The sequence below is a fragment of the Rathayibacter sp. AY1E2 genome (assembly GCF_002932325.1).
Classification (GTDB): Bacteria; Actinomycetota; Actinomycetes; order Actinomycetales; family Microbacteriaceae; genus Rathayibacter.
The window spans coordinates 178,835-202,442 of record NZ_PSVO01000003.1 but is presented as its reverse complement, the minus strand read 5'-3'; the positions used below and the strand labels follow the sequence as shown (position 1 = coordinate 202,442).

The following is a 23,608-nucleotide window of genomic DNA, read 5'->3' as shown; positions in this document are numbered from 1 at the left end:
CGTGTCCACCACCACGACGGCCGTCCGGACCCCGCGTCAGCGCGGGGGCCGGGCGGCCCACCCGTTCCTCCGCTACGCGCTCCGCCGCGTGCTCACCTCGCTGCTACTGGTGGTGGGCGTGACCCTCGTCACCTTCATCCTGACCAACCTCGTGCCGGGCGACCCCGTGGCGGCCGCCCTCGGCCAGCGCGCTGCGGAGGATCCGGAGATCGTCGCGCAGTTCCGCGCCCAGTACGGTCTCGACCAGCCGCTCGTCGTGCAGTACTTCACCTATCTCGGCAACCTGCTGCACGGCGACCTCGGCGTCTCCACCACCACGCACAACCCGGTGGTCGCCGACCTGGCGAAGGCGCTGCCGGCCACCCTGGAGATCGCCTTCGGCGCCATCGTGCTCAGCGTGATCATCGGCGTGCTGTTCGGCACCGTCGCCGCCTACCGGCGCGGCAGGGCCTCCGACCACGTTCTGCGCGTCGTATCGCTGGCCGGACTCAGCGTGCCGACCTTCTGGCTCGCGCTGGTCCTCTACTACGTCCTCTACTTCCAGCTGCGGATCGCGCCGGGATCCGGCCGGCTGAGCAGCGACTTCACCACGCCGCCGACGGTGACGGGCCTCTACACGGTCGACGCCCTGCTCGCCGGCCAGCTCGACACCTTCCTCGACGCGGCGTCGCACCTCTTCCTCCCCGTGCTCGTCCTGACGCTCTACACGGTGGGCCTGCTGACCCGGTTCGTGCGCACCGCGGTGCTCGAGATCCTCGACCAGGACTACGTGCGGGCCGCCCGCGCGAAGGGGCTGCCGAACCGCGCGGTCACCTTCTCCTACGTGCTGCGCGGGGCGAGCATCCCGATCCTCACCGTCGTGGGCCTCGCCTTCGGCAGCCTGCTCAGCGGCACCGTGCTCGTCGAGGCGGTCTTCGGCTGGCCCGGGATCGGCTCCTACGCCTACCAGGCCGCGTCGCACCTCGACCTGCGCGGCATCATGGGCGTCGGCCTGCTCATCGGCGTGATGTACCTGCTCGTGAACCTGATCGTCGACCTGCTGTACGGCGTGCTCGACCCGAGAGTGAGGCTGGCCTCGTGACGGATCCGCGAACCACCCGGTCCGACCCGCGCGACGGCGCTCCGGCCGGTCCGCGCGACGGCGTCGGTGCCGGAGTGCTCGACCCGGTCGCCGTCCCCGGCCTCCGCCTGCGCCGCCCCCGCCTGCGCCTGGGCCGCTGGTCGGCGCCGCTCGGACTCCTCGGCGCCGCCGTCGGCGTGCTCTGGATCCTCATCGCCGTGCTCGCCCCCGTCATCGCCCCGCACGATCCGCTCGCGCAGGACCTGCCCCTCCTCCAGGCGCCCGGCGAGGGCACGCTGATGGGGACCGACGCGCTCGGCCGGGACGTGTTCTCGCGGGTGATCTGGGGTGCCCGGGTCACGATCCCGCTCGCCCTGCTGCTCGTCGTGATGTCGGTGCTGATCGGCGCGATCGTCGGATCCGTCGCCGGATTCCTCGGCCGTGCGGTCGACGAGGTCGCGATGCGCATCACCGACCTCGTGATGGCGTTCCCCACGGTCATCCTGGCGATGGTGATCGCGGCCGCGCTCGGAGCGTCGCTCCTGAACGCGGTGCTCGCGGCGCTGATCGTGTCGTGGCCGTCCTACGCCCGGCTGACCCGCGGTCTCGTGCTCGGCCTCCGCTCGTCGAACTACGTCGTGTCCGGACAGCTGCTCGGCTTCTCGCCGCTGCGCTCCCTCGTCCGCGACATCGCGCCCAACATCGTCGGCCCGGTGCTCGTCCTGGCGAGCCTCGACATCGGCACGGCCATCCTCCTGCTGTCGGGCCTGTCGTTCCTCGGGCTCGGCGCGAAGCCGCCGACCGCCGAGTGGGGCTCCATGGTGTCGGACGCCATCCAGAACTTCGACGCGTGGTGGATCGGGGTCTTCCCGGGCCTGGCCATCCTCACCGTCGTCATCGCGTTCAACTTCGTCGGCGACGCCCTGCGCGACGCCCTGGACCCGCGGTCGCAGACGATCCGCGGAGGAGGCGCCACGCTGTGAGCGACGCACTGACCATCAGCGGGCTGCGCATCCGCACCCGCAGCCACGCCGTCGTGGACGGCATCGATCTGGCGCTGCGCCGCGGCGGCATCCACGGTCTCGCCGGCGAGTCGGGCTCGGGCAAGACCATGACCGCCCTGGCGGTGCTCGGACTGCTGCCCGGATCGATGACGGCCAGCGGGAGCATCCGCCTCGCCGACGACACCGGCGACGGCACGACGGAGCTCGTCGGCGCGTCCCGGCAGGTGCTCGGCGCGGTGCGCGGACGCCGGGTCGCCATGGTCTTCCAGGACCCGTCGACGAGCCTGCACCCGCAGCTCACCGTGGGCCGCCAGCTCACCGACCACCTGCGCCACCACCTCGGTCTCGGCAAGGAGGCCGCGCGGTCCAGGGCCGAGGCCCTGCTCGAGCGGGTGCGGGTCCCGGATGCCCGGGCCTCCCTCGGGCGCTACCCCCACCAGTTCTCCGGCGGTCAGCGGCAGCGCATCGCGATCGCGGTGGCGCTCGCGTGCGAGCCCTCGGTGCTGCTGGCCGACGAGCCGACGACCGCGCTCGACGTGACCGTGCAGGCCGGAGTGCTGCAGCTGCTGCGGGAGCTGGTCGACGACGGCGGGCTGAGCATCCTGCTCGTCACCCACGATCTCGGCGTGATGAGCGCCGTGGCCGACGAGGTGACGGTGATGCGCCAGGGGCTCGTCGTGGAGTCGGCTCCGCGCGAGCGGCTGTTCACCGCGCCCGAGGACGAGTACACGCGGGCGCTGCTCGCGGCTCTGCCCGGCTCGAGCTTCGAGGAGAGCCCGGAGGAGCTGGTCGCCGAGCTCGTCGAGGGGCACGAGAGGGCCGCCGCCGCGGACGATCCGGGCGCGGCCACGGCAGGCGACGTCGAGAGGGGTGCGCGATGAGCGCGGGAGTGGTTCTCGAGGCCGATGGCATCGTGGTCGAGTACGGGCGGCGACCGCCGCTGCGTGCCGTCGACGGGGTCGGCTTCCGGGTGGCGGCCGGCGAGGTCGTGGCGCTGGTCGGCGAGAGCGGCTGCGGCAAGTCGAGCCTCGCACGCGCGGTGGTCGGCATCGAGAAGCGCCGCGGCGGGGACGTGCGCCTGAACGGCGTCGACGTGCCCGCGCTCGGACTCCGTCGGCGCAGTCCGGTGATGACCGGCATGCAGATGGTCTTCCAGGATCCGAACTCCTCGCTGAACCCCCGTCGCCGCATCGGCGAGCAGATCGGCGACGGCGTCCGGGCGGCGCTCGCCCGGGGCGCCGAGGGCTCGGACCCGGCCGACTGGCTGCGCCGCGTCGGGCTCGACCCGGCGATGGCGAGCCGGTTCCCGCACGAGTTCTCCGGCGGCCAGAAGCAGCGCATCGCCATCGCGCGGGCCCTCGCGGCGCGGCCGCGGATGCTCGTGGCCGACGAGCCGATCTCGGCCCTCGACGCCTCGACCCAAACGAGCGTCGCCGCGCTGATGCGCTCGCTCAGCGTCGAGGCCGGCGCGGGCATGCTGTTCATCTCGCACGACCTCTCGGTGGTCCGGCGCATCGCCGACCGGGTGCTCGTGATGTACCGCGGCCGGGTCGTGGAGTCGGGGGAGACCGAGACGGTGTGGCAGAGCCCGCTGCATCCGTACACCCGGGCGCTGCTCGCGGCGATCCCGCTGCCGGACGGCCTGGGGAGGCTGCCGCTGGCTCCGCTCGACTCCGACCGGGTGGCCTGGCTCGAGGAGCTGCCCGACGCGCTGGAGCGGGCGGGCGCGTGAGCGCTGTGGAGGAGGCCCGGGCAGAGGAGTCCGCACTCTGGAGCATGCCGAGGGCCGTGAACCGCAGCCCGCTCCCCGGGGACGGCGCGTTCATGACCGCCGGCTGGGCCGATCCGGAGCCGGTGATCGACCCCGACGACCCGGTGCTCGCCTACACCGCGGAGCGCCGGTCGCGACTGGCGCAGGCGCTGCCCGCCGAGCTGCTGATCATCCCCGCCGGCCTGCCGCGGGTGCGCTCGAACGACAGCGACCACCGCTTCCGCCCGGGCACCGACCACGTGTGGCTGACGGGCAACGGAGTCGCCGAGAGCGTGCTCGTCGTCGACACGACGGGAGGGGAGGCCGGCTCGATCCTGTACCTGCGTGCTCCCTCCGGCCGCGACGGCGACGAGTTCTGGCAGAACGACGCGCTCGGCGACCTCTGGGTCGGGCCGCGGCCGTCGCTCGCCGAGACGCAGGCAGCACTGGGCATCGAGACCCGGCCGCTGGCCGACTTCACCCGCGACGTGGAGCGGGCCGCGCGGCGGGCCCGGCGCATCCGGGTCCTGCCCACCCTCGACGAGAGCGTCGACGAGCTGGTGCGGAGCATCTGCGGACCGGAGCTCGGACCGCACCTCGTGCTCAAGGCGACGCTCGACGAGCTGCGCCTGATCAAGAACGACTGGGAGATCGGACGGCTGCAGCTCGCCGTCGACGGCACGGCGCGGGGCTTCGACGACTGCCTCGAGGCGTGGCAGGTCGCCCGCGCGATGCCCCGCGGCGAGCGCTACCTCGAGGGCACCTTCGCCCGCCGCGCCCTGGTCGAGGGACAGGGGCCGGCCTACGGATCGGTCGTCGCCTCGGGAGCGCACGCCACGACCCTCCACTACACGCGGAACACCGGGCCCCTCGCCGACGGCGACCTCGTCCTGATGGACATGGGCGTCGAGCTGCCCTCGCTCTACGCCGCCGACATCACCCGCACCTTCCCGGTCAGCGGAGAGTTCACCCCGCTGCAGCGGGACGTGTACTCGATCGTGCTGCGCGCGCAGCAGGCCGGCATCGACTCCCTGCGCGCGGGAGTGCGCTTCCAGGACTACCAGGACGCGTGCGGGCGAGCCCTCACCGAGGGGCTGATCGACCTCGGCCTGATCCGCTGCTCCGTCGACGAGGCCATGGCCCCGTCGGCGTCGTACCACCGCCGGTGGAGCATCTCCCGCGCCGGGCACATGCTCGGGATGGACGTGCACGACTGCAACCACGCTCCGCACGAGACGTATCTCGGCGGAGTGCTCGCGGCCGGCCACACCCTCACCGTCGAGCCCGGCCTCTACTTCCAGCCCGGCGACCTGACGGTCCCCGCCGAGCTGCGGGGCCTGGGCATCCGGATCGAGGACGACCTCGTCGTGACGGAGACGTCGTCGATCCTGCTCTCGGCGGCGATGCCGCGCACGCCCGACGCGGTGGAGGAGTGGATGGCGAGGTTGGTGGGCTGAGAGGTCGGGCCCTCGACGCGATCGGCCGACGCGGCCTACGGGAGCTGCGGGGGCGCGATCAGTTCGAGGAATCCGCCGAGGTCACCTTCGAGGTAGATGATGCGCGTGCCGGCTCGGGCGCCAGCGGTCATCCGGTGAGGTGTCCCGACCGGTCTCCAACCGTGTCCAGCGCAGAGCTCGAGGACACGATCGAGGTCCGAGACCGTGAGCGCGATGTGCACCGTGCCGACCTGTGCGGGCGAGCCGGCGGACTCGAGCTGTCGGGGCGGGTCGTACTGCAGCAGCTCCACACGGTGGGGGCCGAGGGTCACCGTCGCTGCGCGGATCACGGCTCCACGGACGCCGGTGGTCGCCGCCGTGACCTCCACGTCGAGCGTGAAGGTGCGCTCGAGCACGAACCCGAGACCGGAGCACCACAGCACCAGCGCGTCGTCGAGGTCGGCCACGGTGAGACCGGAGTGAGCGACGTCGGAGACGAGCGGTGATGTCATGACCTCAGTATCGAGCTCCGACACGCCTGCCTGAGGATGTGCGGCACTCCTCACCCTCCCTGGGTGAGGCCGGTGATCAGGTTGATGGCGACGGCGACGACGAAGGTGCCGAAGAAGTAGGACAGCAGGGCGTGGGCCAGGGCGATCCGGCGTGAGGGGGTGGAGGACTGGGTGATGCTGCTCGCGCTGTAGGCCATCCCGATCGAGAACGCGGTGTAGGCGAAGTCGCTGTAGGACGGGTCCTCGTCCTGGTCGAAGTCGAAGCGGTGACGGTCGTCGAGGTAGTACATGCGCGCGTATTTGAAGGCGTAGACGGTGTTGACGAGCGCCCAGGCCGCGACGACCCCGACGACCGCGAGGATCGCGGCCGCGGATCCGACGGGGTCCTTCTGCTGGCTGCGGAGGAGTGCGACGACCCCGAGGACGAGGCTGAAGAAGGTGGCGGCGATGATGAGCGAGTCGACCAGCCTCCGGGACCGGTCCTCGTGGCGGGCGAGGTCGCGGGTGCGTTCCGGGCCGGCCGGCCAGGCCGTCGACCAGGCCCAGACGAGGAACACTGCCGCGGCGATCGCCCAGCCGAGCAGAGGCGACAGATCGGGGACCGCAGTGGACCCTGAGCGCTCGGGCCGGAGATCCTTCAGACGGGCACGATCGGCCCCAGCACATTGAGCGCGACGACGGCCACCAGCTGGACGACGCCCGCGGTGACCAGTCGACCACCGAGGTGCGACGTGTCAGCGGGCCGCTCGGTCACCGAGCCGATCCGTACTGCTCCCGACGTCGTCCGGCACGTGAGTCAGGATGTCGCCCACCTGGCAGCCGAGGACCTCGCAGATGGCGTCGAGTGCTGAGGCACTCACACCATCATCCTGCGAAGAGGGGGCGGTGTCAGCCGGAGAGGGCAGTGCCCGAGAGCGGGTGGGTCAGTCGTCGTCGCCGTCGGGCGCGGGTGCCTGATCGGTGCTGGTGCTCGAGGTGGAGTCGGACCAGACTGCTTGTGCGCCGGAGTCGCCGATGCGGACGACGTCGATGGTCGCTCCGACGGAGATGGCGATCGCTGCGACGGCGAGCACGATCCCGACGAGGGGGCGGCGGGTGGTGGCGGCTCGGTCCTCGGTTCGTCGCGTGCGGCGGAACCAGAGCCACTGGGCCAGGGCGACGAGGAAGAGGCCGGCGGCCCAGGGGAGCAGGTGGTCGCCGAGCTCGGTGTGCTGCTCGAGGATCGCGGACGGCTCCGTCTCGCGTTCGAGGGCTTCGCCGGCCTGCGTGGTGAGCGGGACGGCGATCAGCGCGGCGAGGGCGATGATCGGGGTGAGGATCCCGAACTTGCGGCGGGCGGCGGGCCAGACGCTGCCGAGGACGAGCATCAGTGCGGCGAGGGGGAGCAGGACGACGACGGCGTGCACGAGGAGCGGGTGGAGGGGGAGGCCGTTGATCTGCCAGTCGTTCATCGGGTGCGCCTTCGGTCGAGGGGGGCTGTCCTCGTGACGCTAACGCGCCCCGTCCCGTGCGCTCTGCCGGTGGACGGGTTCGTGTGAGCCCTCGAACGATCGCTCGCCCGTCCTCGGAGCCGACTCCCCGCTTCAGGCCGAGATGCGACGTGCCGACCGGGCGGGGAGTCAGTGCGTGTGCTCGCTCGCCGGCGCGATCAGGCGACGGAGCCGGTCGGTGACGAGAAGCGCGCCTGTTGCGTCGACGGTGAGGACGTCGACGTCGAAGCGGTCGGTGACGGTGTCGAGCGTCGGAGCGCCGCCGGCGAGGATCGCGGTCGCGAGGACGTCGGCGGTGACGATGTCCTCGGCGATCACGGACACCTGCACGAAGGGGACGTCGCCGGGCTCGGCAGGTCGGCGCCAGACGTGCTCGCCGCGTTCGGCGGTCCCGGAGGTGGCGATCGCGCGGCGTCCGTCGCCGAGGGGGACGACGCAGAGCAGCGCCTGCCGGTCGCCGGGATCAACGATCCCGACCCTCCAGCTGCCGGCGGGCGAGGTGAGGACGTCGCCCCCGACATCGAGGAGCCATTCGCCGTCGCCGAGCAGCCGGGCCGCGTGCGCCATGGCGGTCGCCTTGACGGTTCCGGCGAGGTCGATGACGCCGTCGGGTCGGTGCGGGGTGAAGGCGCCGTCGGTCGCGATGCGCCAGTGGAGTGCTTCGGTGTAGGCGGTCCGCATCTGCTCGGACGCGGCAGTCAGCGCGAGCTCGCCGCGGGCGATCCGGGACGCCTCCGACTCCGGCCGGTACAGGCTGAAGCGGGCGTCGGCGTCGGCGAAGACGGCCTCGACGTCGTCCACTGGCGCATCGTCGGCGGCGCGCAGGCTGGCGACGGTGCCCATGGTCGTGAACGTGTGCACGGTCAGCGTCCGGCCTGGTCGATCGCCGATTGCAGGGAGGTGAGGTAGCCGTCGCTGGTGTAGGTCGCTCCGCTGACCGCCTGCACGTGCGCGGACTGGGCGGCGAGGACTTCCTGACGCAGGATCGGCGCGGCCCGGTGCGAGATCGACACGGATCGGCCGTCCTTGTCCGTGAGGTGCACGGCCGTGACGTCGGTGATCTGCCCGCCGGCGACGGTGATCGCGACCTGCACAGCGCCGAAGCGGGTCGCCACGGACGAGCCGGTCCAGGTGCCGTCTGTCGAGGCGGACGGGCTAGCGGTGGCCGTCGAGCTCGCGCCTGCCGAAGGATCGGTGGTCGCGCCCGCGGAGGGCGCTGTGGGCGTCGTCGGGGTGGGGGAGGCCGGGGTCGGCGTGGTCACCGCGGGAGCCGCTCCGTCCGTGGCCGTGGTGGCGCTCGTCCCGGTGGCGAGCGGGGAATCGGTGGCGCCGGCCGATCCGAGCTGCCAGCCGGAGACGAGGACGGCGAGGGAGGCGAGGACGCTGGCGACTGCTGCTCGTGTTCTCACCAGTCGAACCTCTCCACGTGGATCTGCCGGTCGGGCAGGCCTGCCGCTCGCGCGTCGCGGACGACGAGGTCGGCCCAGGCGGTGGGACCGCAGACGAACAGGTCGGAGTCGAGCAGGCCCGGCAGCGCCGAGGCGAGCGTCACACCGCGGGCGATGGACTCGGCGGACATCCACGTCGCGAGCCCTGCGGGCCGCCGGCCGATCATCCCGAACAGTGCGCCGTGGCTGCTGCGGACCAGTGTCTGTGTCTCGTCCCAGAGGTAGGTCTGGGAGTCGTCGGTGGCGCGCAGCAGGACGGTGGCCTCGCCGGGGCGCAGGCCGCCGTGCTCGAGGAGCGCTCGAGCGGGGGTGATGCCGATGCCGGCGGCGATGATCGCGAGGCGCGGGGCGGTGCGGGCGACGTCGGTGAAGATCCCGTAAGGGCCCTCGATCGAGACCGCGGTCCCGGAGCGCAGTCGTGCGAGCCGGTCGGTCCCGGCTCCGAGTGCGCGGACGGTGATCCGCGCGCGGGTGTCGGTCGGGACGGCGGAGAAGGAGATCGGGTGGGCGTGCCACCAGGTGCCGTGGCTCCAGAACCGCCAGATCGCGTACTGCCCGCCGATCACGCCGAGGCGGGAGAGGTCGCGGCCGGAGAGGTGGATGGAGAAGACGCCGGGGGCGATCGTCTCGACGGCCTCGACCCGGATCCGGTGCCGCAGCGTCGTGAGGACCGGTATCGCGAACCGGAACCAGGCGATCGCTCCGAACGCCAGGACGTAGAGGGCGATCCAGTAGACGCGCTGCGGGGTGCTCCCGGCGAGGACCTGGCCGGCGGAGAGCTGGTGGGGGACGGCGACGAGGACGGCCGCGTAGCTGAGGAGGTGGATCGCGTGCCACGCCTCGTAGGCGAAGCGGCGGCGCACGGCGACGAGGGAGGTGACGACGACGAGAACCAGCAGGGTGCTGCCGAGCAGCGCCAGGAGCATGTCGGCGCCGGAGTACAGAGCGAGCGTCTCGTTCCACAGCGTCAGCCCGTCGGTGAGGGCGTAGCCGACGGTGAGCAGGGCACCGTGCCCGAGGATCAGGTACAGGGCGGGCTTGCCGAGGCGACGGTGCAGCGCCATCGCAGTGTCCTGGCCGAAGGTGCGGTCGATCCAGGGGATCCGGGCGGCGAGGACGAGCATGACCAGGATCAGGTCGGTGCCGACCAGGCCGGCGACGATCCCCGCGGCTGTGAGGGCTCCGGCGAGATCGGTGACCTGCGCGGGTCCGCCGGCTGCGAGGTAGAGCGCGATGGCGAGGGCGACCGAGACCCAGCCGGCGGTGACGAGCGTGTCCGCGGACCGGAGGCGCCGGCGCAGGGATCGCTCGCGGTCTGCCTGCGACCGCCGCAGCGTGGTCGGCGCCTGGGGTGCGGGTGCCCTGGTCGGTCGGATCGTGGTGCTCACGGCGGCGCCCTCCGGTCGGTGTCGCATGCGCCGACCTCGGGTTTCCGGGGGCGCGCTCCTACCGTCGCGGGGGAGTCTTGGTGTCGACTATGAGGGATGCGTGCCGATTCCCCACCGGAGTCCGATTCGTGTTCGAGGTCTCACATGTCACCGCTCGGGCAGCACGACCGTCACCCTCACTCCGGCGGGTCGACAGTTCTCGATGGTGACCGATCCGTCCGCGGTGTCAACGAGAGCTGCGACGAGGGCGAGCCCGAGCCCGCTGCCGCCGTCGCGGCTGGTGCGCGCCTCGTCGGGTCGAGAGAAGCGCTCGAACGCGTGCGGCACGAACTCCTCCGGGATGCCGTGCCCAGTGTCCCGGACGCTCAGCTCGAGGGTGGAATCGTGCTGCTCGAGGAGGAGGGTGATGCGTCCGGCAGGAGGTGTTGCGGCGATCGCATTCGCGCCGAGATTGTCGAGGATCCGCGAGAACGCGCTCACCGAGAGCGGGTAGGGCGCGTCGGCGCGCTCGATCGCGGTATCGAGCTCGATGTCGGGGCCGGTGCCGCCGGTGATCGTCCTCAGCCGGTCGACGGAGTCCATCAGCTCGGTCTCCAGCTCGCTCGCCGTCGCGCGCGCGGTGACGGGCGGGGCGGCGTCCAGCCGGGAGAGCTCCAGGAGGTTCGTCGCCAGGCGGGACAGGCGGGCGAGGGACCCCTCGGCGGCGCGGATCTCTTCTTCGAGGGCGTCCGCGTCGCCGAAGTGCCGGTGCGCGAGTTCGAGCTGGGTGATGACGACTGCCAGCGGCGTGCGGATCTCGTGGCTTGCCGCGGACACCATCTGCCGCTCCCGATCGGCGGTGTCCCGCGTCCGGGCGATGAACGCGTTCAACGTCTCCGCCAGATCCGACAGCTCATCAGTCGCCGGGCCTACGGGAAGCTCGCCGCCGTGCCGGTCGCCGAGCGACGCGGCGGTGCGGCGCATCCGCTCGACCGGACGCAGGGCGGCGCCGGTGAGCAGCCATGCGGCGAGGGCGGACAGGATCACGAGGGCCGCGGCGCTGACGAGCAGCGTCCGGTCCAGGGCCGCGACGGTCAGGTCGCTGCCGGCGCCGCTGCGAGCCGCCCACAGCTCCCACGTGCCCGCACTCGTGTCCAGGGTCCGGGAGACGATCGTGAACCGGACGTCCTCGTCGGTCATCACCGTCGAGGTGCCGTCTCTGCCGGTGCTGCGCTCCAGAACCTCGTGGACGTCGTGCGGCATCGTATCGACGGGGACCGCTCCGCCGGGAGCGCGCGCGAAGATCAGGATCCCCTCGGCCGGAGGGTCGGGGGTCTCGGTCGGGTCCGATCCCAGATCGGCGAGATACGGGGCGAGGTCGCCCTCGGCGAGGGTCACCTCGGACGCGACGACGATGCTGCGGAACTGCCCGTGCAGCACGAGGGTGATCACGCCGACCCCGATCAGCGCGACGAGGAGGCTGCCGAGGGTGATCCGGGAGCGGATCGACAGGGAGCGCAGCAGCCTCACTCGGCGCGCTCCAGCCGGTATCCGGCGCCGCGGACGGTCGTGATCCGGAGGCCTGTGTCGGCGAGGGCGAGCTTCTTGCGGAGGTAGCTGACGTACTGATCCACGAGGGTCGGCTCGAACGTCTCCGTAGACCCCCACACTTCGGCGAGGATCTCCGTCCGGGTCAGTACCTCATCGAGATGCACGGCGAAGAAGCGCAGCAGCGTGAGCTCCTTGACACTCAGCGCGAAGGGACGCTCTCGGACCGTCGCGCGCACGGACAGGGCATCCAGGCGCAGCGCTCCGATCTGGACCACTGGCTGCGGGCCGCTGGCTCGGCGCCGGATCTGTGCGCGGATCCGGGCGCTCAGCTCGCCGAAGTGGAACGGCTTGGTGACATAGTCGTCGGCGCCCGAGTCCAGCCCGAAGATCCGGTCCTCGACGGCGTCCCGCGCCGTGATCAGCACGACCGGGACGGTGCTGCCCGACTCCCGCATCCGTCGGCAGACCTCGAACCCGGTCATCCCTGGCAGCATCACGTCGACGACGGCGACATCGACGTCTCCCGCGGTGAAGGCGATCAGCGCGTCGACGCCGTTGTCGACGAGCTGCACGTCGTAGCCGTCCTCCCGCAGTCCCCGCTCGACGAGGGCACCCATCTGCGGGTCGTCCTCGACGACGAGGATCCGGGACATCAGACTGCGCCGGACGTGCCGAGCAGCAGGCCGATCAGGAACGTCGCCGCGAGGGCCAGAGCGCCGCCGACGACGATGCGGATCATCGGGCGCAGAGCCGGGCTGCCGCCGACCCGTGCGCTGATGTATCCGGTCGCGGCGAGGGCGATCAGCACCACGGCGAAGGTCACCGGAACCCTCCAGTCCGGCGGAGGGAGCAGGATCGCCAGCAGCGGCAGCACGGCTCCCAGGAGGAACGCCAGCGCCGAGGCGCCGGCGGCGGCGAGCGGGCTGGCGACCGCTTCCTCGTTCAATCCGAGCTCCGCTTCCAGATGTGCGGTCAGAGCGTCGTTCTCGGTCAGCTCGCGGGCGACCTGATGCGCTGTCTCCGGGGTCAGGCCACGCGCTCGATAGAGCCAGGCGAGTTCTTCCAGCTCCCCGTCGGGATCCTCGGCCAGCTCGACCCGCTCCTTCGCGATCAGTGCGCGCTGGCTGTCGCTCTGGCTGCTCACCGACACGTACTCGCCGAGCGCCATCGAGATCGCACCGCCGACGACCCCTGCGACGCCCGCCGTCAGGATCGGTGCCGTGGCGGTCGTCGCTCCGGCGACACCCACGACGAGAGCGGCGACCGAGACGATGCCGTCGTTCGCGCCGAGCACGCCCGCTCGCAACCAGTTCAGCCGCCCTGAAATCGCGCTGTCGTGCGGTTCCGCGCGGGGCGAGGAGGGCTGAGGCGTGAATGGGGTCGACATGAGGGCCATGCAAGCACCCACCCCTCGGAAGCGCTAGCCAGAAAAGCCTGCCCAATCCCGTCGGTGCTGCCCCGGCTGAGAAGAGACGCAGGGAAGAGGCAGAGCCCAGCGCCGGCCGGGAGCTACGGTGCCAGCACATCCCGGACCGAAGGAATCACCATGCCGCTCATCCGCATCGACCTGATCGAGGGCCGCTCCGACCAGCAGATCACCGCACTCGGTGACGCGCTGATGCGCACCCTCGTCGAGGTGTACGGCCTCCCGGAGCGTGACCGCTTCCAGATCGTCACCGAGCACAAGCCCGGCCGGCTCACCGCCCTGGACGTCGGACTCGGTATCGAGCGGTCCGAGCAGATCGTCATCATCCAGATCTTCACCCAGGCCGGCCGCAGCACCGGGGAGAAGCAGGCGTTCTTCGCCGCCCTCGCCGCCGCGCTCGAGGAGGTCGGCGTCGACAGCGCCGACCTCGTCATCGGCTTCGTCGAGAACACCGCAGCCGACTGGTCCTTCGGCTACGGCCGAGCGCAGTATGTCACCGGCGAGCTCGCAGCGCCCGGCAGCGCTTGACGACGAGGTCCGGAGGAGGAGCGCCGCCGGCGACACAAGGATCGTTCACTGGTCGGAGTCGATCAGCCTGCTAAGCGTCCCATCCCGAGAGGCTGCCCTGGAGGTCGTAGTCGCTTGACGATGTGAGCCCGTCGTGGTCATCACGGCCGACATCGGCCGGGTCGACGTGTTCCAGGAAAACTGGCGTGCTCGGTGTGATCAGCGCCCAGACGCGGTGCTGCTGCAGGCCAGGGATCTCGATCATGCCGCCGCCTACGCGGGCAGCCTCCTCGATCGCACGTTCGAGCTCTCCGAGGTTCGTCTCGCCGGCGAGGTAGAAGTGGCGGGTGCCGATAGTCAGCTCAAGTGGTCGCATGAGTCCCCTCGTTCTGCCGCTCACGTCACAGTAGGCGCTGAACTCGGCTTCTCAGCAGGGTCTCGCCTAAGCAGAGTGCGCCTAAGACGAAGAGGGTCTCCAGATCGTTGCCCCGTAAGGGGATCGTTCACAGACACATCGAGGGACTGGCGACGTTCGTCCGTGCAGTCTGAGACGAAACCGTGCTCTGAGGGCATTCACTACTGAGGGGGTGATGTCGGATGGTCGGTGCTACTGAGGTGACGCTGGTGGATCGTCTTCGCGGTGGTGACCCTTCGGCGCTGGATGCTCTCTTCCGGATGCACGGCCGCGCGCTCTACCGCGCCGCGGGAAGCTTCCTCGCGGACGCCGGTCATGCCGAGGACGTCGTGCAGGAGAGCTTCTTCCTGCTCTGGCAGCGCCGCTCGGGCGTGCGCATCGTGGGGGAGTCGGTGCTGCCCTGGCTGCTGGTCACGGTACGCAACCTCAGCTTCTCGACCAATCGCCGCGAGCAGCGCCGACGCCACCTGCCCCTCTCCGACGACACCGCCTCTCGCGGCGTCGACGCGGAGGCGAGCGAGCGGCTGCTGGACGTGCGACGTCTGGTCGAGCAGATGAGCGCGACGGACCGTGCGATCTGGACGGCGTGCATCGAGGACGACCTCAGCTACAGCGATGCCGCGCGTTCCCTCGGCCTGTCCCACGGGACGGTCCGCAATCGCCTCTCGCGGGCACGGGCATCGGTGACGAGAGCCCTGACGGAACGGACAGAGGACCATGGACAGTCGTGACCTGAGCGATGAGCAGCTCGAGCGCATCAGCGCACGCCTCGCGGACCGAATCCGCCGCCGCCGACGTCTTCGCCAGGCCGCGGCGGTGACGCTCGCCGGCATCGCCGGCGCCGTCCTCAGCGCGGCAGTCCTCACGGCGGTGACGACGGAGCGCGGCACTCCGGTCGCAGCGCCCGTCACCTGCTGGGAACAGGACGGGCAGGGCGTTGCCCTGTCGGGCGAGATCCAGACGCCCGCGAAGCAGTCCACTGCGTCGCTCGCAGCGGCGTGCGCTGCGCTCACGGGGACCGACGCAGACGGGACTGACGCAGCCTTGTTCTCCCTCGCAGGAACTCAGGTGTGCCAGGAGGGCGGCCGGATCGAGATCTTCACGGGACTGACCACCGCGGTCGACTGCACCAATCCGCCCGCGACGCAGACCGGAGTGGACCAGTGACCGTCAGGCGGGCGAGAGTCCTCCCCCTCATAATCCTCTGCCTCTCCGCGGCGCTCCTCGTCAGTGGATGCGCGACGAGCGCCGGCAGCCCCGGTTCCCCACCGACGACGCAGATACCCGGCGAGCTGCTCAGCGCCGAGGACGCGACCAGGTCCGTCTACGAGACCACCTCGGTCATCGGCGATCAAGGATCAGGCGGATGGCTGCTCGATCACCCCGTCAGCCTTCGCATCATCGGCATCGACGGCCGGTCGAAGCTCAGCGTCGACGGGCCGTGCAACACGCTGGCCTACGACCTCCAGTCCGCGGGGCTGCAGACGTCCGTGTGGGTCGTCAGCGGGGGCCCCGCGACGACCTACGTCGGCTGCCTCGCCGCCGCTGGCGAACGAGAGCAGTGGCTGATGGACGTCCTGGGTGCCGAGGACGTCAGCCTCACCCAGACCTCCACGACGATGCGCATCCGCTCCGGCCCCGTCACCATCGACGCCACCGCCAGCACGACCCCCATCTCCACCGAGACGCCTGCCGAACCATCGGAGGCGACGGAGGCCCTGACACCCACCGTTCCGACAGAGGGTCCGCCGGGCACCCCCATTGCCACCGCCGCCTCTGAGGGACCGATCATCGACGTCCAGCAGCTGACGAACCCGGCGCTCGACCTGGCCAACGGCACCGGAAGACTCCTCTCGACGCTCAGTGCGGAGGAGAAGAAGCAGTACCCGATCTACGCGGTCGGAACCACGTACGAGGAGCTCGCCGCTTATGACCCCGCTCTCGCGGATCACTACTGGGTCGCACCGGACGAGCCGGTGTGGGCGCTGACCGTGCACGCGCCCGCGGAGAGAACGGACGCGCCCTATGGCTTCGACCTCCATCGGGTGGACGTCTTCACCGCCGTCTACGACGGGATCAGCGGAGAGCTCCTGACGTCACAGGGCGATGTCGACCTCGCGTCTCTCGGTGCGCCCGGCGAGCTGATCACCGCCGGATAGATCCTTAGTTACCGTCCGTATGGGAATCCCCAAACGGGACGCCAGAGGCGATGCGGATGAGGCGAAGCGCGCGATTGCTTGGTGGCGCGCTCGCTACGCTCACGTGATGGTCGGCCTCTCGCAGTGGCGCCGGCGAGCTGACGCTCGCCGTTCGCGCCGCGCCCGGTTCCGGGTTCTGCTCGCTGAGATTTGTGGTGAGTGCTCGCACCCCTGGGTGGAGCACCTCGCGGACGCCGGCCTGGTCGGCAGCCCCGTGTGCTCGGAGTGCGTCTACGAGCTCGAGCATGGGTTCAGTAGCGGACCGATTTGTCACCGACCGGTTCCGATCGATGTGTTGAGTCGCGCTGATGCCGCTGCGGCGGCGGCAGGGCAGGGCCGCAGTGATCAATTGGTCGGAGGAGGCCGGATTCGGGTCGCAAAAGAAGACCGTGACGCCTCTTCGATCGCGACCCTGCGCGAAGCGACAGCCGCTCTCTTCTTCGGGCTGGTCCAGCCCAGAGATGTGATCGCTCTGGCGGCAGATCTTCTCGCAGCGGGGAGTGACGGCGTGTCCCTCGTCGCACTCGCGTCTCTCTACTCCAGCGCCACTCCCGCCGACGCCTTCGACCTCAGCTTCGCGGCACTCATCGAGGCGGGCGCGCGACCGCTAGATCGGGACGGGGAAGAGATCCCGCTTCTCGCGCTGCGCGTCGCATGCCTCCGGTTGCTCGACGGGGACTGGGATCTCCGCTCCTTCTCCTCCTGGGTGCACGACCGCATTGGCCACGAAGGACCGGCAGCTGCGCAGCCCCTTGTCGAGGTCGATGACGAGCTCGACGCACGAGGCATCGGAGCCGGCGAGCGATACCGCCAGAAGGTCCTTCGACTCGCCGCCACCTTCCTCGCTGACACAGAAGGACCGGCGAGCGAGGACCACTAGCGAATCCGTCCGGTGCACGATCGTCAACCGGTCAGTTCCGAGGGCTGGTGTCACCCCAGAGGTCTGTGGGTAAGCACGGCGGCCGGGTCGGGAGACCCGTAACCGAACTCCCCACCAGTGGCTTACCTCACCCGGGTAGGTCCGCGGTGCGTGCTGGCACCGGGGACGTCCCAGGAGGACAGGAGGCCGAGCATCGAGCGCTTGTCCTCGAGGTCGGGGTTCCGGGTCAGGAGGAGGTGCAGATTTCGGACGATGAGGTCGAAGTGCTCTCCCTCGGTCCGCCCTCCGGGGCGGGAGAGAGACGACGCCTCGGCTGGCCAGAGCGAGTCGGTGCCGAGCATCATCTTGACTGGGTACACGCTGACGCCAACCTGCACAGTGACGGGGTAGTAGGAGTTCGTGACGTCCTGTCGCCTCGGTGGGGCCGCGAAGCTCACGAATTCTGCTGCGGGTACGTCGTATGTGAAGCCGCTCGCGGTCCACAGCTCGAACATCCAGTCGGTCCACAGCCCTGAGTCGTCGGGGACGCCCTCGACGTTCGAGTCGCGCTCCATACTGCAGAACAAGGTCCACATGTCGAGTCCCGTGAAGCCGACCATCTTCTCCACGAAAGCTCGCAGGGCGCGGTCAGCCGTCTCGGCGTCGTAGAGCAAGCTGATGTCGTCAGTCACGAGCGCTCCTCTTTCTTTTTGGTCAACGTGGATGGGCGTGGCCAGGCGAGTACGGCTCAAGGGAGTCCCACGGGCTGTTGCTGCTAGTGCGAGTGGTTTGGCCTACTTTGCCCAGCGACGAAGGCGGCGCAGCGTCTTGGGATCTGCGCGCACAATGCCGACGTCCCGATGGAACCGGAATTGAGGGGGAGCATCGACCAGCTCCAGTGCGGCGCGTGCCGAGCGCTGGATCGTGTCGGAGTCGCCTGTTGATCGCCGCCGACGGGCGAGCTCGCGGCCGCACTGCCCCGAGGACGCCGCGCGGCTCGTCGGGTGGAGTCGCGCGACGCTCTACCGCCACCAGGCCAATGCCTCCCGATGGGCGGCTACGGGGCGCCCGGACAATTTGAGCTAGTCCGGCCAGCGACAGGCGCTGCTACGCCTGAATTGACTCTGACTCATAGAAGGGTTTCGGGGGATCCTATTCCGACCGCACCCGCGCCGTGAACCGGCTGCGCGCCATCCTGGTCCACTACTTCCCGTCGCTGGAGGGAGCATTCGACTACGCGACGACCAGGGGACCGCTGGTACTGCTCACCCGGTACGCGACGCCTGGAGTGATCCGGCGGATGGGGGAGAGCAGGTTGGCGGCATGGTTGAAGGGGCAGGGCTGCTGGAAGTCCACGGCGGTGGCCAAAGTCGCGGTCGATGCCGCGCGCGAGCAGACCTCGACCGTGACTGGGGAGGCGGCTGCGGCTCGGCTGGTGAGCCGGTCTGCGCACGACCTGCTGCGCATCCGGGACGAGCTGGCCGACCTCGAGGCGGAAATGGATGCCGTGCTTCAGGGCAGTCCTTCTGCGGAGCTCTTGGTTTCGACTCCTGGATTCGGCCGAAGGCTTGCAGCAGACTTCCTCGCCGCGACTGGCGCCGACCTCGCCGCGTTCGAGACGCCCGACCGCCTGGCCCGCTTCGCGGGCCTCGCTCCTGTGCCTCGTGACTCCGGGAAGATCTCCGGCAACCACCACCGGCCCCGCCGCTACGACCGACGTCTGCTGAACGCCTGCTTCCAGGCGGCATTCATAGCCTCGAGAAACTGCCCAGTCTCTCGCTCGTTCTACGAACGCAAGCGACAGGAAGGCAAGTCTCACAAGCAAGCACTGATCGCTCTCGCTCGGCGACGAATCAACGTGATCTGGGCGATGTTTCGTGACCAGACCCGTTACAGCCCTCCACCCACAGACCCCGCCGGTTCCGCATCACTGAAGCTGCGGGCCTTGCCTCCGCTCAAGCCCCCGGTCGTCGCGCCGGGTGGTTCTCCACGATGACGCCGCAACGACGCGCGGTGCGCTATGCCGTCGATGCACGAAACCGACGCGAACATCGGTGAGATGCAAGGAATTCGAGGCGAAAACAGGTCGAAAGCCGTTGTGTGGATGTACAGCGGTTCACAGCGGCATGCCAGCTTCAATGGCAGCGTCAATTTCTAAGGTAAGCCTCACCAAACTTCCGGTGAAAGGTGATGCTGCGTGCTTTCGAATTATCTGATCGCTCTTCGGGAGGGCCTTGAAGCGGGCATTGTCGCCGGCATCCTGATCGCCGCGCTGACGAAAACCGGCCGCCGGCACCTGATCCCTGCATTGTGGCTCGGCGTCGCTTTCGCGATCGCCGTCTCGCTCGGAGTTGGCGCGGCGCTGACGTGGGGTCCGTACGGTCTCAGTTTTCAGGCGAAGGAGATCCTCGGTGGGACGCTGTCGGTCCTGTCGGTGGCTCTGGTGACATGGATGATCTTCTGGATGGCGCGCAACGCCCGCACCCTGAAGGGCGATCTCGAGGGACGAGTAGCGATCGCGGGCGGTGCTCTCGGGGTCGCGGTCCTCGGCTTCGTGAGCGTCGCGCGCGAGGGCGTCGAGACGGCACTCTTCCTGTGGGCGGCCGTGTCCTCGAATCAGGACGCTGGAGCCGCGGCGTGGGGCGCGGTCCTCGGTCTGCTCACGGCGGCGGTCCTCGCCGTCGTTCTGTCGCTCGGCTTCGTCCGGATCGATCTGGGCCGCTTCTTCGCGTGGACTGGATGGTTCCTGGTGATCGTCGCGGCGGGCGTGCTCGGCTACGCCGTGCACGATTTCCAGGAGGCCGGCCTCATCCCCGGAGAGGGGAATGCGCTGTTCGACATGTCGTCGCTCATCCCGCCGACGAGCTGGTACGGGGTCGTCCTGGCAGGAATCTTCAACGTCGCGCCCGATCCCAGCGCCGCCCGCTTCGCCGCCTGGCTCGGGTACCTCGTCGTGGTCGGGACGCTCTTCGGTGCGCAGCTACTGCGCCGGAGTGCTCCTCGTCCGGTCGTCGTCGGGGTAACGGGATAGAGCCGGCCTCGACACTTCGGCGTCCGAGGCGGAAGGGCGTCGACCGGCTGGACGCAGAACGCCCCCGGCGTCCCAGCGTCCCAGGGAGGGAAGCGGGGCACCGGGGGCGGTTCGCGGAAGAGGAGGTCTCTCGCTCCGACCTCTCTACTTCCCGGTCAGGGTGGTCAGCAGGTCCTGGATGCTCGTCGTCTCGGCGGCCGGGTCGGGGCTGCTGGAGCGGATGGAGGAGAGGACGGGGTCGATTTGCTGGTCGACATAGGTCCAGGTCTGGCAGTTCGCGGCGCTGAGTGCGGGCTCGGCGTCGTCCCATGCCGTCTCGAGGTCGGTGGCGCGGGCTTTCGCGCCGGCCTGGTCGCCGCTGGTGACGAGGGCGAGGGTGTCGGCGGTGATCGTCTGGAAGTTCTGCACGTCGGCGGCCGGGAAGTCCGCCTGTACCGACGCCTGTGCGTCGGCCGCGGAGTAGGACCCTGATGCGTCGCAGGCCGGGGCTGCGCCTTCCGGTGCCGGAGTGGTGTGCGGCTGGCTGTTCGTGAAGGCGAGCAGACCGACGACAGCGACGGCGAGGACCGCGAACGCGACGAGCGAGCGTCGCTCCCGAGCGACGGGCGGGGTGTGGTGCTCGGCCGCGCCCTTGTCGACGTCGGCCTTGCTGAGGGAGAGGTACACGACCGTTGCGAGGATCGCGAGCAGGAAGACGATGCTGGTGACGAAGGTGCCGAGCCCGAGGCCCTGCTCGTCGGGGGAGAGGCCGAGCCAGTCGCCGATGTTGGCGCCGAGGGGGCGAGTGAGGATGTAGGCGATCCAGAACGCGAGGACGGGGTTCGCTCCGTAGCGCCAGAGGCCCGTGACGATGGCGATCAGGGCGAGGGGCAAGAGGATCGAGACGCCGGGGCCCCAGCCGGTGAGCTCGAGGGTCCAGTCGCCGAGGGCGGTGCCGAGCGCGAAGGTGACGAGGACGGTGAGCCAGTAGAACGCCTCGCGCGGGGTGGTGTCGATGCTGTGGATGGAGAGGGTGCGCTCCTTCGAGTACCAGACGCTGAACACGATCGCGAGCAGCACGGAGAAGACGAGGGAGCTGGCCCAGAGGGGGACGCCGAGCTGGTCGGTGAGGATGTCGGTGAGCAGGGTGCCGGTGACGCTCATGACGACGACGGTCAGCCAGTACGCGGCGGGCAGGTAGCGGCGCAGCCGCATCTGGATCGCGAGCACGACTGCGGTGACGATGATGAAGATCACGGCGGTCGCGATGAGGCCGACGCCGAGGACCATGTTGATCCAGTCGGCGAAGCTCTCGCCGACGGTGGTGCAGAGGATCTTGATGATCCAGAACCAGATCGTGACCTCGGGGACCTTGCTGAGCAGCCGGTGCACCGGGAAGCGGGTCGTCGTCGTTGAAGTGTCCATGCCCGCAGAGTCGCAGTCGGGACGTGGGCGGCGGCTTGGGATGCGCCCTGCTGTGTTGTGTTTGCTCACAACGACCCGGAGCTCCCGACGCGATCAGGTCGATGCCGGGCTGATGCGCTGAGGTTCTGTGCTTTCACAACGGATGCAGGGGAATCCTCCGCCGCCACGGGCCGCTCGTTCGTAGCGTGGACTCCTTCGGCGCGCTCCGTGTCGAGAGACGAGGACGACACGGATGCCGAACCGGGAACCCGCGACAGACGGTGCGATCGCGTATCGGGCGGCGCGACGCTGGCCGCTGATCTCGGCGGGCCTCGCGGTGCTGCTCACCGGACTCCTGGCCGCGCTGATCTTCTACCGGGAGCACGACAAGCCGTTCGGGTTCGACACCGCGTGGATGAACGAGGTCGTCGAGCACCGGTCGACGTTCTGGTTGGTGCCGTCGCTGGTGATGAACAGCCTCGGCGGCGGGATCGTCGGCACGATCGTGATTCCGCTCGTCGTTTTCGTGGGGCTGCTGGTCTGGCGGGGTCGGTGGGCGGCGACGTACTTCGCGATCGCCGCGCCGCTGAGCGGGCTGCTGGTGCAGATCCTCAAGAACGCGGTCGGTCGTCCGCGGCCGCTGGAGATCCTCGTGAACGCCGACTTCGGCTCGTTCCCCTCCGGCCACAGCGCGAACGCCGCCACGACCGCGATGGTCCTCGCGATCGTCTTCCCGCTGTGGTGGGTCCGGATCGCCGGTGCCTTCTATACGGTGGCGATGATGCTCAGCCGCACGTACCTCGGTGCGCACTGGATCTCCGACACCGTCGGCGGGCTGCTCCTGGGTGCAGGTGTCGCGCTGATCGTCTGGGCGCCGCTCGCGGTCCGGCTGCACACCGAGCGGGTGTCGTCACCGCCGCCCCTCTGGCGGCGGGTCGCCCGACGACGGGCCCTCGGCTGACGGACCGTCAGGGCTGAGGCCTCGCGACGGCGCCGCGGAGGATCGTCAGGAGGACGACGGCGACGATCGACCCGGACGCGATCAGGCCCGCGAGCACGACGATCTGGAAGACGCCCGCCGCGACGGGCGAGAGTCCGCCGAAGACGGCGCCGATGAACGCGCCGGGCAGGACGACGAGACCGGTGGTCCTGGTCTGGTCGGTCAGCGGGACGAGCCCGGTCCAGGCCGCTTCCCGCGCCAGGCCGAGCGTGGCCTGCCGCGGCCGGGCGCCGAGAGCCAGCCAGCCCTCGACCTGATCCCAGCGGTCGGCGAGCGTCGCGGCCAGCGCTCGGCCGGTGACGGTGGCGACGGTCATCGCGCCGCCGAGGAGGATCCCGCCGACCGCGAGGACGTAGCGGCCGGTGAACGGGACGGCCCCGAGCCCGAAGACGATCCCGGCGCTCACCGCGACCCCGGCCGCCATCGCCGCGGTGACGGCGAGGACCGTGCGCCGGGTGCGTCCGAGGCGGCCGGACGCCGTGAGCACCGCGGCACCGAACATGAGCGCGAGGAAGAGCAGGACCCAGCGGAGGTCCGCGATGACGCCCGAGAGGATCACCGCGAGGACCGCGAGCTGAGCGCCTCCGCGGAGGATCGCCAGCGCCGGCCGGGCGAACGAGACGACTCCGAAGGCGCGGAGGGCGGCCACGGAGACTGCCGCGCAGATCGCGACCGCCGTGACCACGGCCGCCGGAGTCACCCGGTGGAGGGGCGTTCCTGGAGGACCCAGGTGTTGCCGTCGAGGTCGGTGAAGAAGACGAACGAGTTCCACTCGCCGCCACGCCCCTCGAGGCGGACCCCGTCCTCGAAGTGCGACACCGGGCTGACGTCCACCCCGCGTCCGGCGAGCTCGGCGCGGGCGACGTCGATGTCGTCGACGACGAGCTGCAGCCCTTCGAGGCGGTTGGAGCCGGTCTTCAGCTGGATGCTGCTGCGCGAGCCGGGCGGGGTGAGCTGGACGATGCGCATCTCTTCGCTGATCCGCACGTCGAGGTCGAGGTGGAACCCGACCTGGTCGGCGTAGAACGCCTTGGCCCGGTCGACGTCCTCGACGCTGACGGGGACTACTTCAAGATTCCACTGCACAGGGTGCCCCTTCGAGGAAGTGATGGACGAGGCGATTCGTCGGTCGCCGTCCAGTGTGTCCGGCGCGAGGGCGCCGGGCAATCGG

Annotated in this window: 28 protein-coding genes; 13 read left to right on the top strand and 15 right to left on the bottom strand. The window is 70.3% G+C overall.

Going from position 1 to position 23,608, the window contains the following annotated elements; translation table 11 throughout:
* The first annotated feature begins 1 nt into the window (after position 1).
* Genes C5C49_RS04470 through C5C49_RS04450 form a run of 5 tightly spaced genes read left to right on the top strand, consistent with a single transcriptional unit; the run spans position 2 to position 5,271 of the window.
* Complete coding sequence (locus tag C5C49_RS04470; RefSeq protein ID WP_104223257.1) at positions 2-1,081, top strand: ABC transporter permease; 1,080 nt, start codon at positions 2-4, stop codon at positions 1,079-1,081.
* On the top strand, positions 1,078-2,043 hold the full coding sequence (locus C5C49_RS04465) for an ABC transporter permease (protein WP_258068375.1): 966 nt from the start codon (positions 1,078-1,080) through the stop codon (positions 2,041-2,043). Before C5C49_RS04470 ends, C5C49_RS04465 begins: the two co-directional genes overlap by 4 nt.
* The gene (locus tag C5C49_RS04460) at positions 2,040-2,945 is read left to right on the top strand and encodes an ABC transporter ATP-binding protein (RefSeq protein ID WP_104223256.1); all 906 of its coding nucleotides are present in this window, start codon (positions 2,040-2,042) and stop codon (positions 2,943-2,945) included. The genes C5C49_RS04465 and C5C49_RS04460 overlap by 4 nt, the downstream gene beginning before the upstream one ends.
* Positions 2,942-3,796, top strand: a complete 855-nt coding sequence (locus C5C49_RS04455) for an ATP-binding cassette domain-containing protein (RefSeq protein WP_104345527.1) — start codon at positions 2,942-2,944, stop codon at positions 3,794-3,796. Before C5C49_RS04460 ends, C5C49_RS04455 begins: the two co-directional genes overlap by 4 nt.
* A gap of 56 nt (positions 3,797-3,852) precedes the next feature.
* Positions 3,853-5,271, top strand: a complete 1,419-nt coding sequence (locus tag C5C49_RS04450) for an aminopeptidase P family protein (protein ID WP_219814570.1) — start codon at positions 3,853-3,855, stop codon at positions 5,269-5,271.
* Between the two features lie 35 nt (positions 5,272-5,306).
* Here C5C49_RS04450 and C5C49_RS04445 read toward each other — a convergent pair whose 3' ends face one another.
* The 10 genes from C5C49_RS04445 to C5C49_RS04400 form a co-directional block, all read right to left on the bottom strand.
* Positions 5,307-5,762: a VOC family protein gene (locus C5C49_RS04445; RefSeq protein WP_146084846.1), complete on the bottom strand. Its 456-nt coding sequence runs from the start codon at positions 5,760-5,762 to the stop codon at positions 5,307-5,309.
* A gap of 50 nt (positions 5,763-5,812) precedes the next feature.
* On the bottom strand, positions 5,813-6,346 hold the full coding sequence (locus C5C49_RS04440) for a DUF1345 domain-containing protein (protein WP_258068385.1): 534 nt from the start codon (positions 6,344-6,346) through the stop codon (positions 5,813-5,815).
* Positions 6,347-6,496: 150 nt separating this feature from the next.
* Positions 6,497-6,622: a helix-turn-helix transcriptional regulator gene (locus C5C49_RS17505; RefSeq protein ID WP_181065426.1), complete on the bottom strand. Its 126-nt coding sequence runs from the start codon at positions 6,620-6,622 to the stop codon at positions 6,497-6,499.
* Between the two features lie 63 nt (positions 6,623-6,685).
* Positions 6,686-7,213, bottom strand: a complete 528-nt coding sequence (locus C5C49_RS04430) for a DUF2231 domain-containing protein (RefSeq protein WP_104345523.1) — start codon at positions 7,211-7,213, stop codon at positions 6,686-6,688.
* 168 nt (positions 7,214-7,381) lie between these two features.
* Positions 7,382-8,113 (bottom strand): FAD:protein FMN transferase, encoded by a 732-nt coding sequence (locus C5C49_RS04425; RefSeq protein WP_258068374.1) that lies wholly within the window; start codon positions 8,111-8,113, stop codon positions 7,382-7,384.
* A 2-nt stretch (positions 8,114-8,115) separates the two neighbouring features.
* Positions 8,116-8,661: an FMN-binding protein gene (locus C5C49_RS04420; RefSeq protein ID WP_104345522.1), complete on the bottom strand. Its 546-nt coding sequence runs from the start codon at positions 8,659-8,661 to the stop codon at positions 8,116-8,118.
* Positions 8,658-10,088 (bottom strand): ferredoxin reductase family protein, encoded by a 1,431-nt coding sequence (locus tag C5C49_RS04415; RefSeq protein WP_258068373.1) that lies wholly within the window; start codon positions 10,086-10,088, stop codon positions 8,658-8,660. Before C5C49_RS04415 ends, C5C49_RS04420 begins: the two co-directional genes overlap by 4 nt.
* A 147-nt stretch (positions 10,089-10,235) precedes the next feature.
* On the bottom strand, positions 10,236-11,597 hold the full coding sequence (locus C5C49_RS04410) for a cell wall metabolism sensor histidine kinase WalK (protein ID WP_104345520.1): 1,362 nt from the start codon (positions 11,595-11,597) through the stop codon (positions 10,236-10,238).
* The gene (locus C5C49_RS04405) at positions 11,594-12,271 is read right to left on the bottom strand and encodes a response regulator transcription factor (protein WP_104226516.1); all 678 of its coding nucleotides are present in this window, start codon (positions 12,269-12,271) and stop codon (positions 11,594-11,596) included. Before C5C49_RS04405 ends, C5C49_RS04410 begins: the two co-directional genes overlap by 4 nt.
* Positions 12,271-13,014, bottom strand: a complete 744-nt coding sequence (locus C5C49_RS04400) for a VIT1/CCC1 transporter family protein (RefSeq protein ID WP_104226515.1) — start codon at positions 13,012-13,014, stop codon at positions 12,271-12,273. Before C5C49_RS04400 ends, C5C49_RS04405 begins: the two co-directional genes overlap by 1 nt.
* A 150-nt stretch (positions 13,015-13,164) precedes the next feature.
* Between C5C49_RS04400 and C5C49_RS04395 the strand changes: the two genes are divergently transcribed.
* Positions 13,165-13,572: a tautomerase family protein gene (locus tag C5C49_RS04395; protein WP_104325996.1), complete on the top strand. Its 408-nt coding sequence runs from the start codon at positions 13,165-13,167 to the stop codon at positions 13,570-13,572.
* Positions 13,573-13,642: 70 nt separating this feature from the next.
* Here the strand turns inward: C5C49_RS04395 and C5C49_RS04390 are convergent, their stop codons facing one another.
* Positions 13,643-13,927 carry a hypothetical protein gene (locus C5C49_RS04390; protein WP_104325995.1) on the bottom strand — a complete coding sequence of 95 codons (285 nt, stop codon included), beginning with the start codon at positions 13,925-13,927 and terminating at the stop codon, positions 13,643-13,645.
* 239 nt (positions 13,928-14,166) lie between these two features.
* Between C5C49_RS04390 and C5C49_RS04385 the strand changes: the two genes are divergently transcribed.
* From C5C49_RS04385 to C5C49_RS04370, 4 genes are all read left to right on the top strand, one after another.
* Positions 14,167-14,697, top strand: coding sequence for an RNA polymerase sigma factor (locus C5C49_RS04385; protein WP_181110593.1), 531 nt, complete (start codon positions 14,167-14,169; stop codon positions 14,695-14,697).
* The gene (locus tag C5C49_RS04380) at positions 14,684-15,133 is read left to right on the top strand and encodes a hypothetical protein (protein WP_104257594.1); all 450 of its coding nucleotides are present in this window, start codon (positions 14,684-14,686) and stop codon (positions 15,131-15,133) included. Before C5C49_RS04385 ends, C5C49_RS04380 begins: the two co-directional genes overlap by 14 nt.
* Complete coding sequence (locus tag C5C49_RS16870) at positions 15,130-16,125, top strand: hypothetical protein (protein WP_181127033.1); 996 nt, start codon at positions 15,130-15,132, stop codon at positions 16,123-16,125. The genes C5C49_RS04380 and C5C49_RS16870 overlap by 4 nt, the downstream gene beginning before the upstream one ends.
* Before the next feature lie 106 nt (positions 16,126-16,231).
* A complete protein-coding gene (locus tag C5C49_RS04370) occupies positions 16,232-17,044 on the top strand; it encodes a hypothetical protein (protein ID WP_146084845.1) in 813 nt (270 codons plus the stop codon).
* Between the two features lie 122 nt (positions 17,045-17,166).
* On the opposite strand, the gene C5C49_RS04365 is transcribed toward C5C49_RS04370, so the two are convergent.
* Positions 17,167-17,715 carry a hypothetical protein gene (locus tag C5C49_RS04365; RefSeq protein WP_104345518.1) on the bottom strand — a complete coding sequence of 183 codons (549 nt, stop codon included), beginning with the start codon at positions 17,713-17,715 and terminating at the stop codon, positions 17,167-17,169.
* Between the two features lie 482 nt (positions 17,716-18,197).
* On the opposite strand from C5C49_RS04365, the gene C5C49_RS04360 reads away from it, so the two are divergent.
* The gene (locus tag C5C49_RS04360; protein ID WP_104345517.1) at positions 18,198-19,019 is read left to right on the top strand and encodes a transposase; all 822 of its coding nucleotides are present in this window, start codon (positions 18,198-18,200) and stop codon (positions 19,017-19,019) included.
* A 201-nt stretch (positions 19,020-19,220) separates the two neighbouring features.
* Positions 19,221-20,054, top strand: coding sequence for an iron uptake transporter permease EfeU (efeU, locus tag C5C49_RS04355; protein ID WP_104345516.1), 834 nt, complete (start codon positions 19,221-19,223; stop codon positions 20,052-20,054).
* A 144-nt stretch (positions 20,055-20,198) separates the two neighbouring features.
* On the opposite strand, the gene C5C49_RS04350 is transcribed toward efeU, so the two are convergent.
* Complete coding sequence (locus C5C49_RS04350; protein WP_104345515.1) at positions 20,199-21,458, bottom strand: hypothetical protein; 1,260 nt, start codon at positions 21,456-21,458, stop codon at positions 20,199-20,201.
* A gap of 232 nt (positions 21,459-21,690) precedes the next feature.
* Between C5C49_RS04350 and C5C49_RS04345 the strand changes: the two genes are divergently transcribed.
* Entirely contained in the window at positions 21,691-22,398 is a 708-nt protein-coding gene (locus C5C49_RS04345; protein ID WP_104345514.1) for a phosphatase PAP2 family protein, read from the top strand.
* Positions 22,399-22,405: 7 nt separating this feature from the next.
* Here the strand turns inward: C5C49_RS04345 and C5C49_RS04340 are convergent, their stop codons facing one another.
* Together C5C49_RS04340 and C5C49_RS04335 are read right to left on the bottom strand one after the other, a co-directional pair.
* Complete coding sequence (locus tag C5C49_RS04340; protein ID WP_104345513.1) at positions 22,406-23,137, bottom strand: ABC transporter permease; 732 nt, start codon at positions 23,135-23,137, stop codon at positions 22,406-22,408.
* Positions 23,134-23,523: a VOC family protein gene (locus C5C49_RS04335; protein ID WP_104345512.1), complete on the bottom strand. Its 390-nt coding sequence runs from the start codon at positions 23,521-23,523 to the stop codon at positions 23,134-23,136. Before C5C49_RS04335 ends, C5C49_RS04340 begins: the two co-directional genes overlap by 4 nt.
* Positions 23,524-23,608: the final 85 nt, after the last annotated feature.

Excerpts from the sequence above, each read along its gene's own strand:
- C5C49_RS04455 (WP_104345527.1), top strand. The coding sequence starts at position 2,942 with ATGAGCGCGGGAGTGGTTCTCGAGGCCGATGGCATCGTGGTCGAGTAC.
- C5C49_RS04445 (WP_146084846.1), bottom strand. The coding sequence starts at position 5,762 with ATGACATCACCGCTCGTCTCCGACGTCGCTCACTCCGGTCTCACCGTG.
- C5C49_RS04430 (WP_104345523.1), bottom strand. The coding sequence starts at position 7,213 with ATGAACGACTGGCAGATCAACGGCCTCCCCCTCCACCCGCTCCTCGTG.
- C5C49_RS04405 (WP_104226516.1), bottom strand. The coding sequence starts at position 12,271 with ATGTCCCGGATCCTCGTCGTCGAGGACGACCCGCAGATGGGTGCCCTC.
- C5C49_RS04400 (WP_104226515.1), bottom strand. The coding sequence starts at position 13,014 with ATGGCCCTCATGTCGACCCCATTCACGCCTCAGCCCTCCTCGCCCCGC.
- C5C49_RS04395 (WP_104325996.1), top strand. The coding sequence starts at position 13,165 with ATGCCGCTCATCCGCATCGACCTGATCGAGGGCCGCTCCGACCAGCAG.
- C5C49_RS04390 (WP_104325995.1), bottom strand. The coding sequence starts at position 13,927 with ATGCGACCACTTGAGCTGACTATCGGCACCCGCCACTTCTACCTCGCC.
- C5C49_RS04380 (WP_104257594.1), top strand. The coding sequence starts at position 14,684 with ATGGACAGTCGTGACCTGAGCGATGAGCAGCTCGAGCGCATCAGCGCA.
- C5C49_RS04370 (WP_146084845.1), top strand. The coding sequence starts at position 16,232 with ATGGTCGGCCTCTCGCAGTGGCGCCGGCGAGCTGACGCTCGCCGTTCG.
- C5C49_RS04350 (WP_104345515.1), bottom strand. The coding sequence starts at position 21,458 with ATGGACACTTCAACGACGACGACCCGCTTCCCGGTGCACCGGCTGCTC.
- C5C49_RS04345 (WP_104345514.1), top strand. The coding sequence starts at position 21,691 with ATGCCGAACCGGGAACCCGCGACAGACGGTGCGATCGCGTATCGGGCG.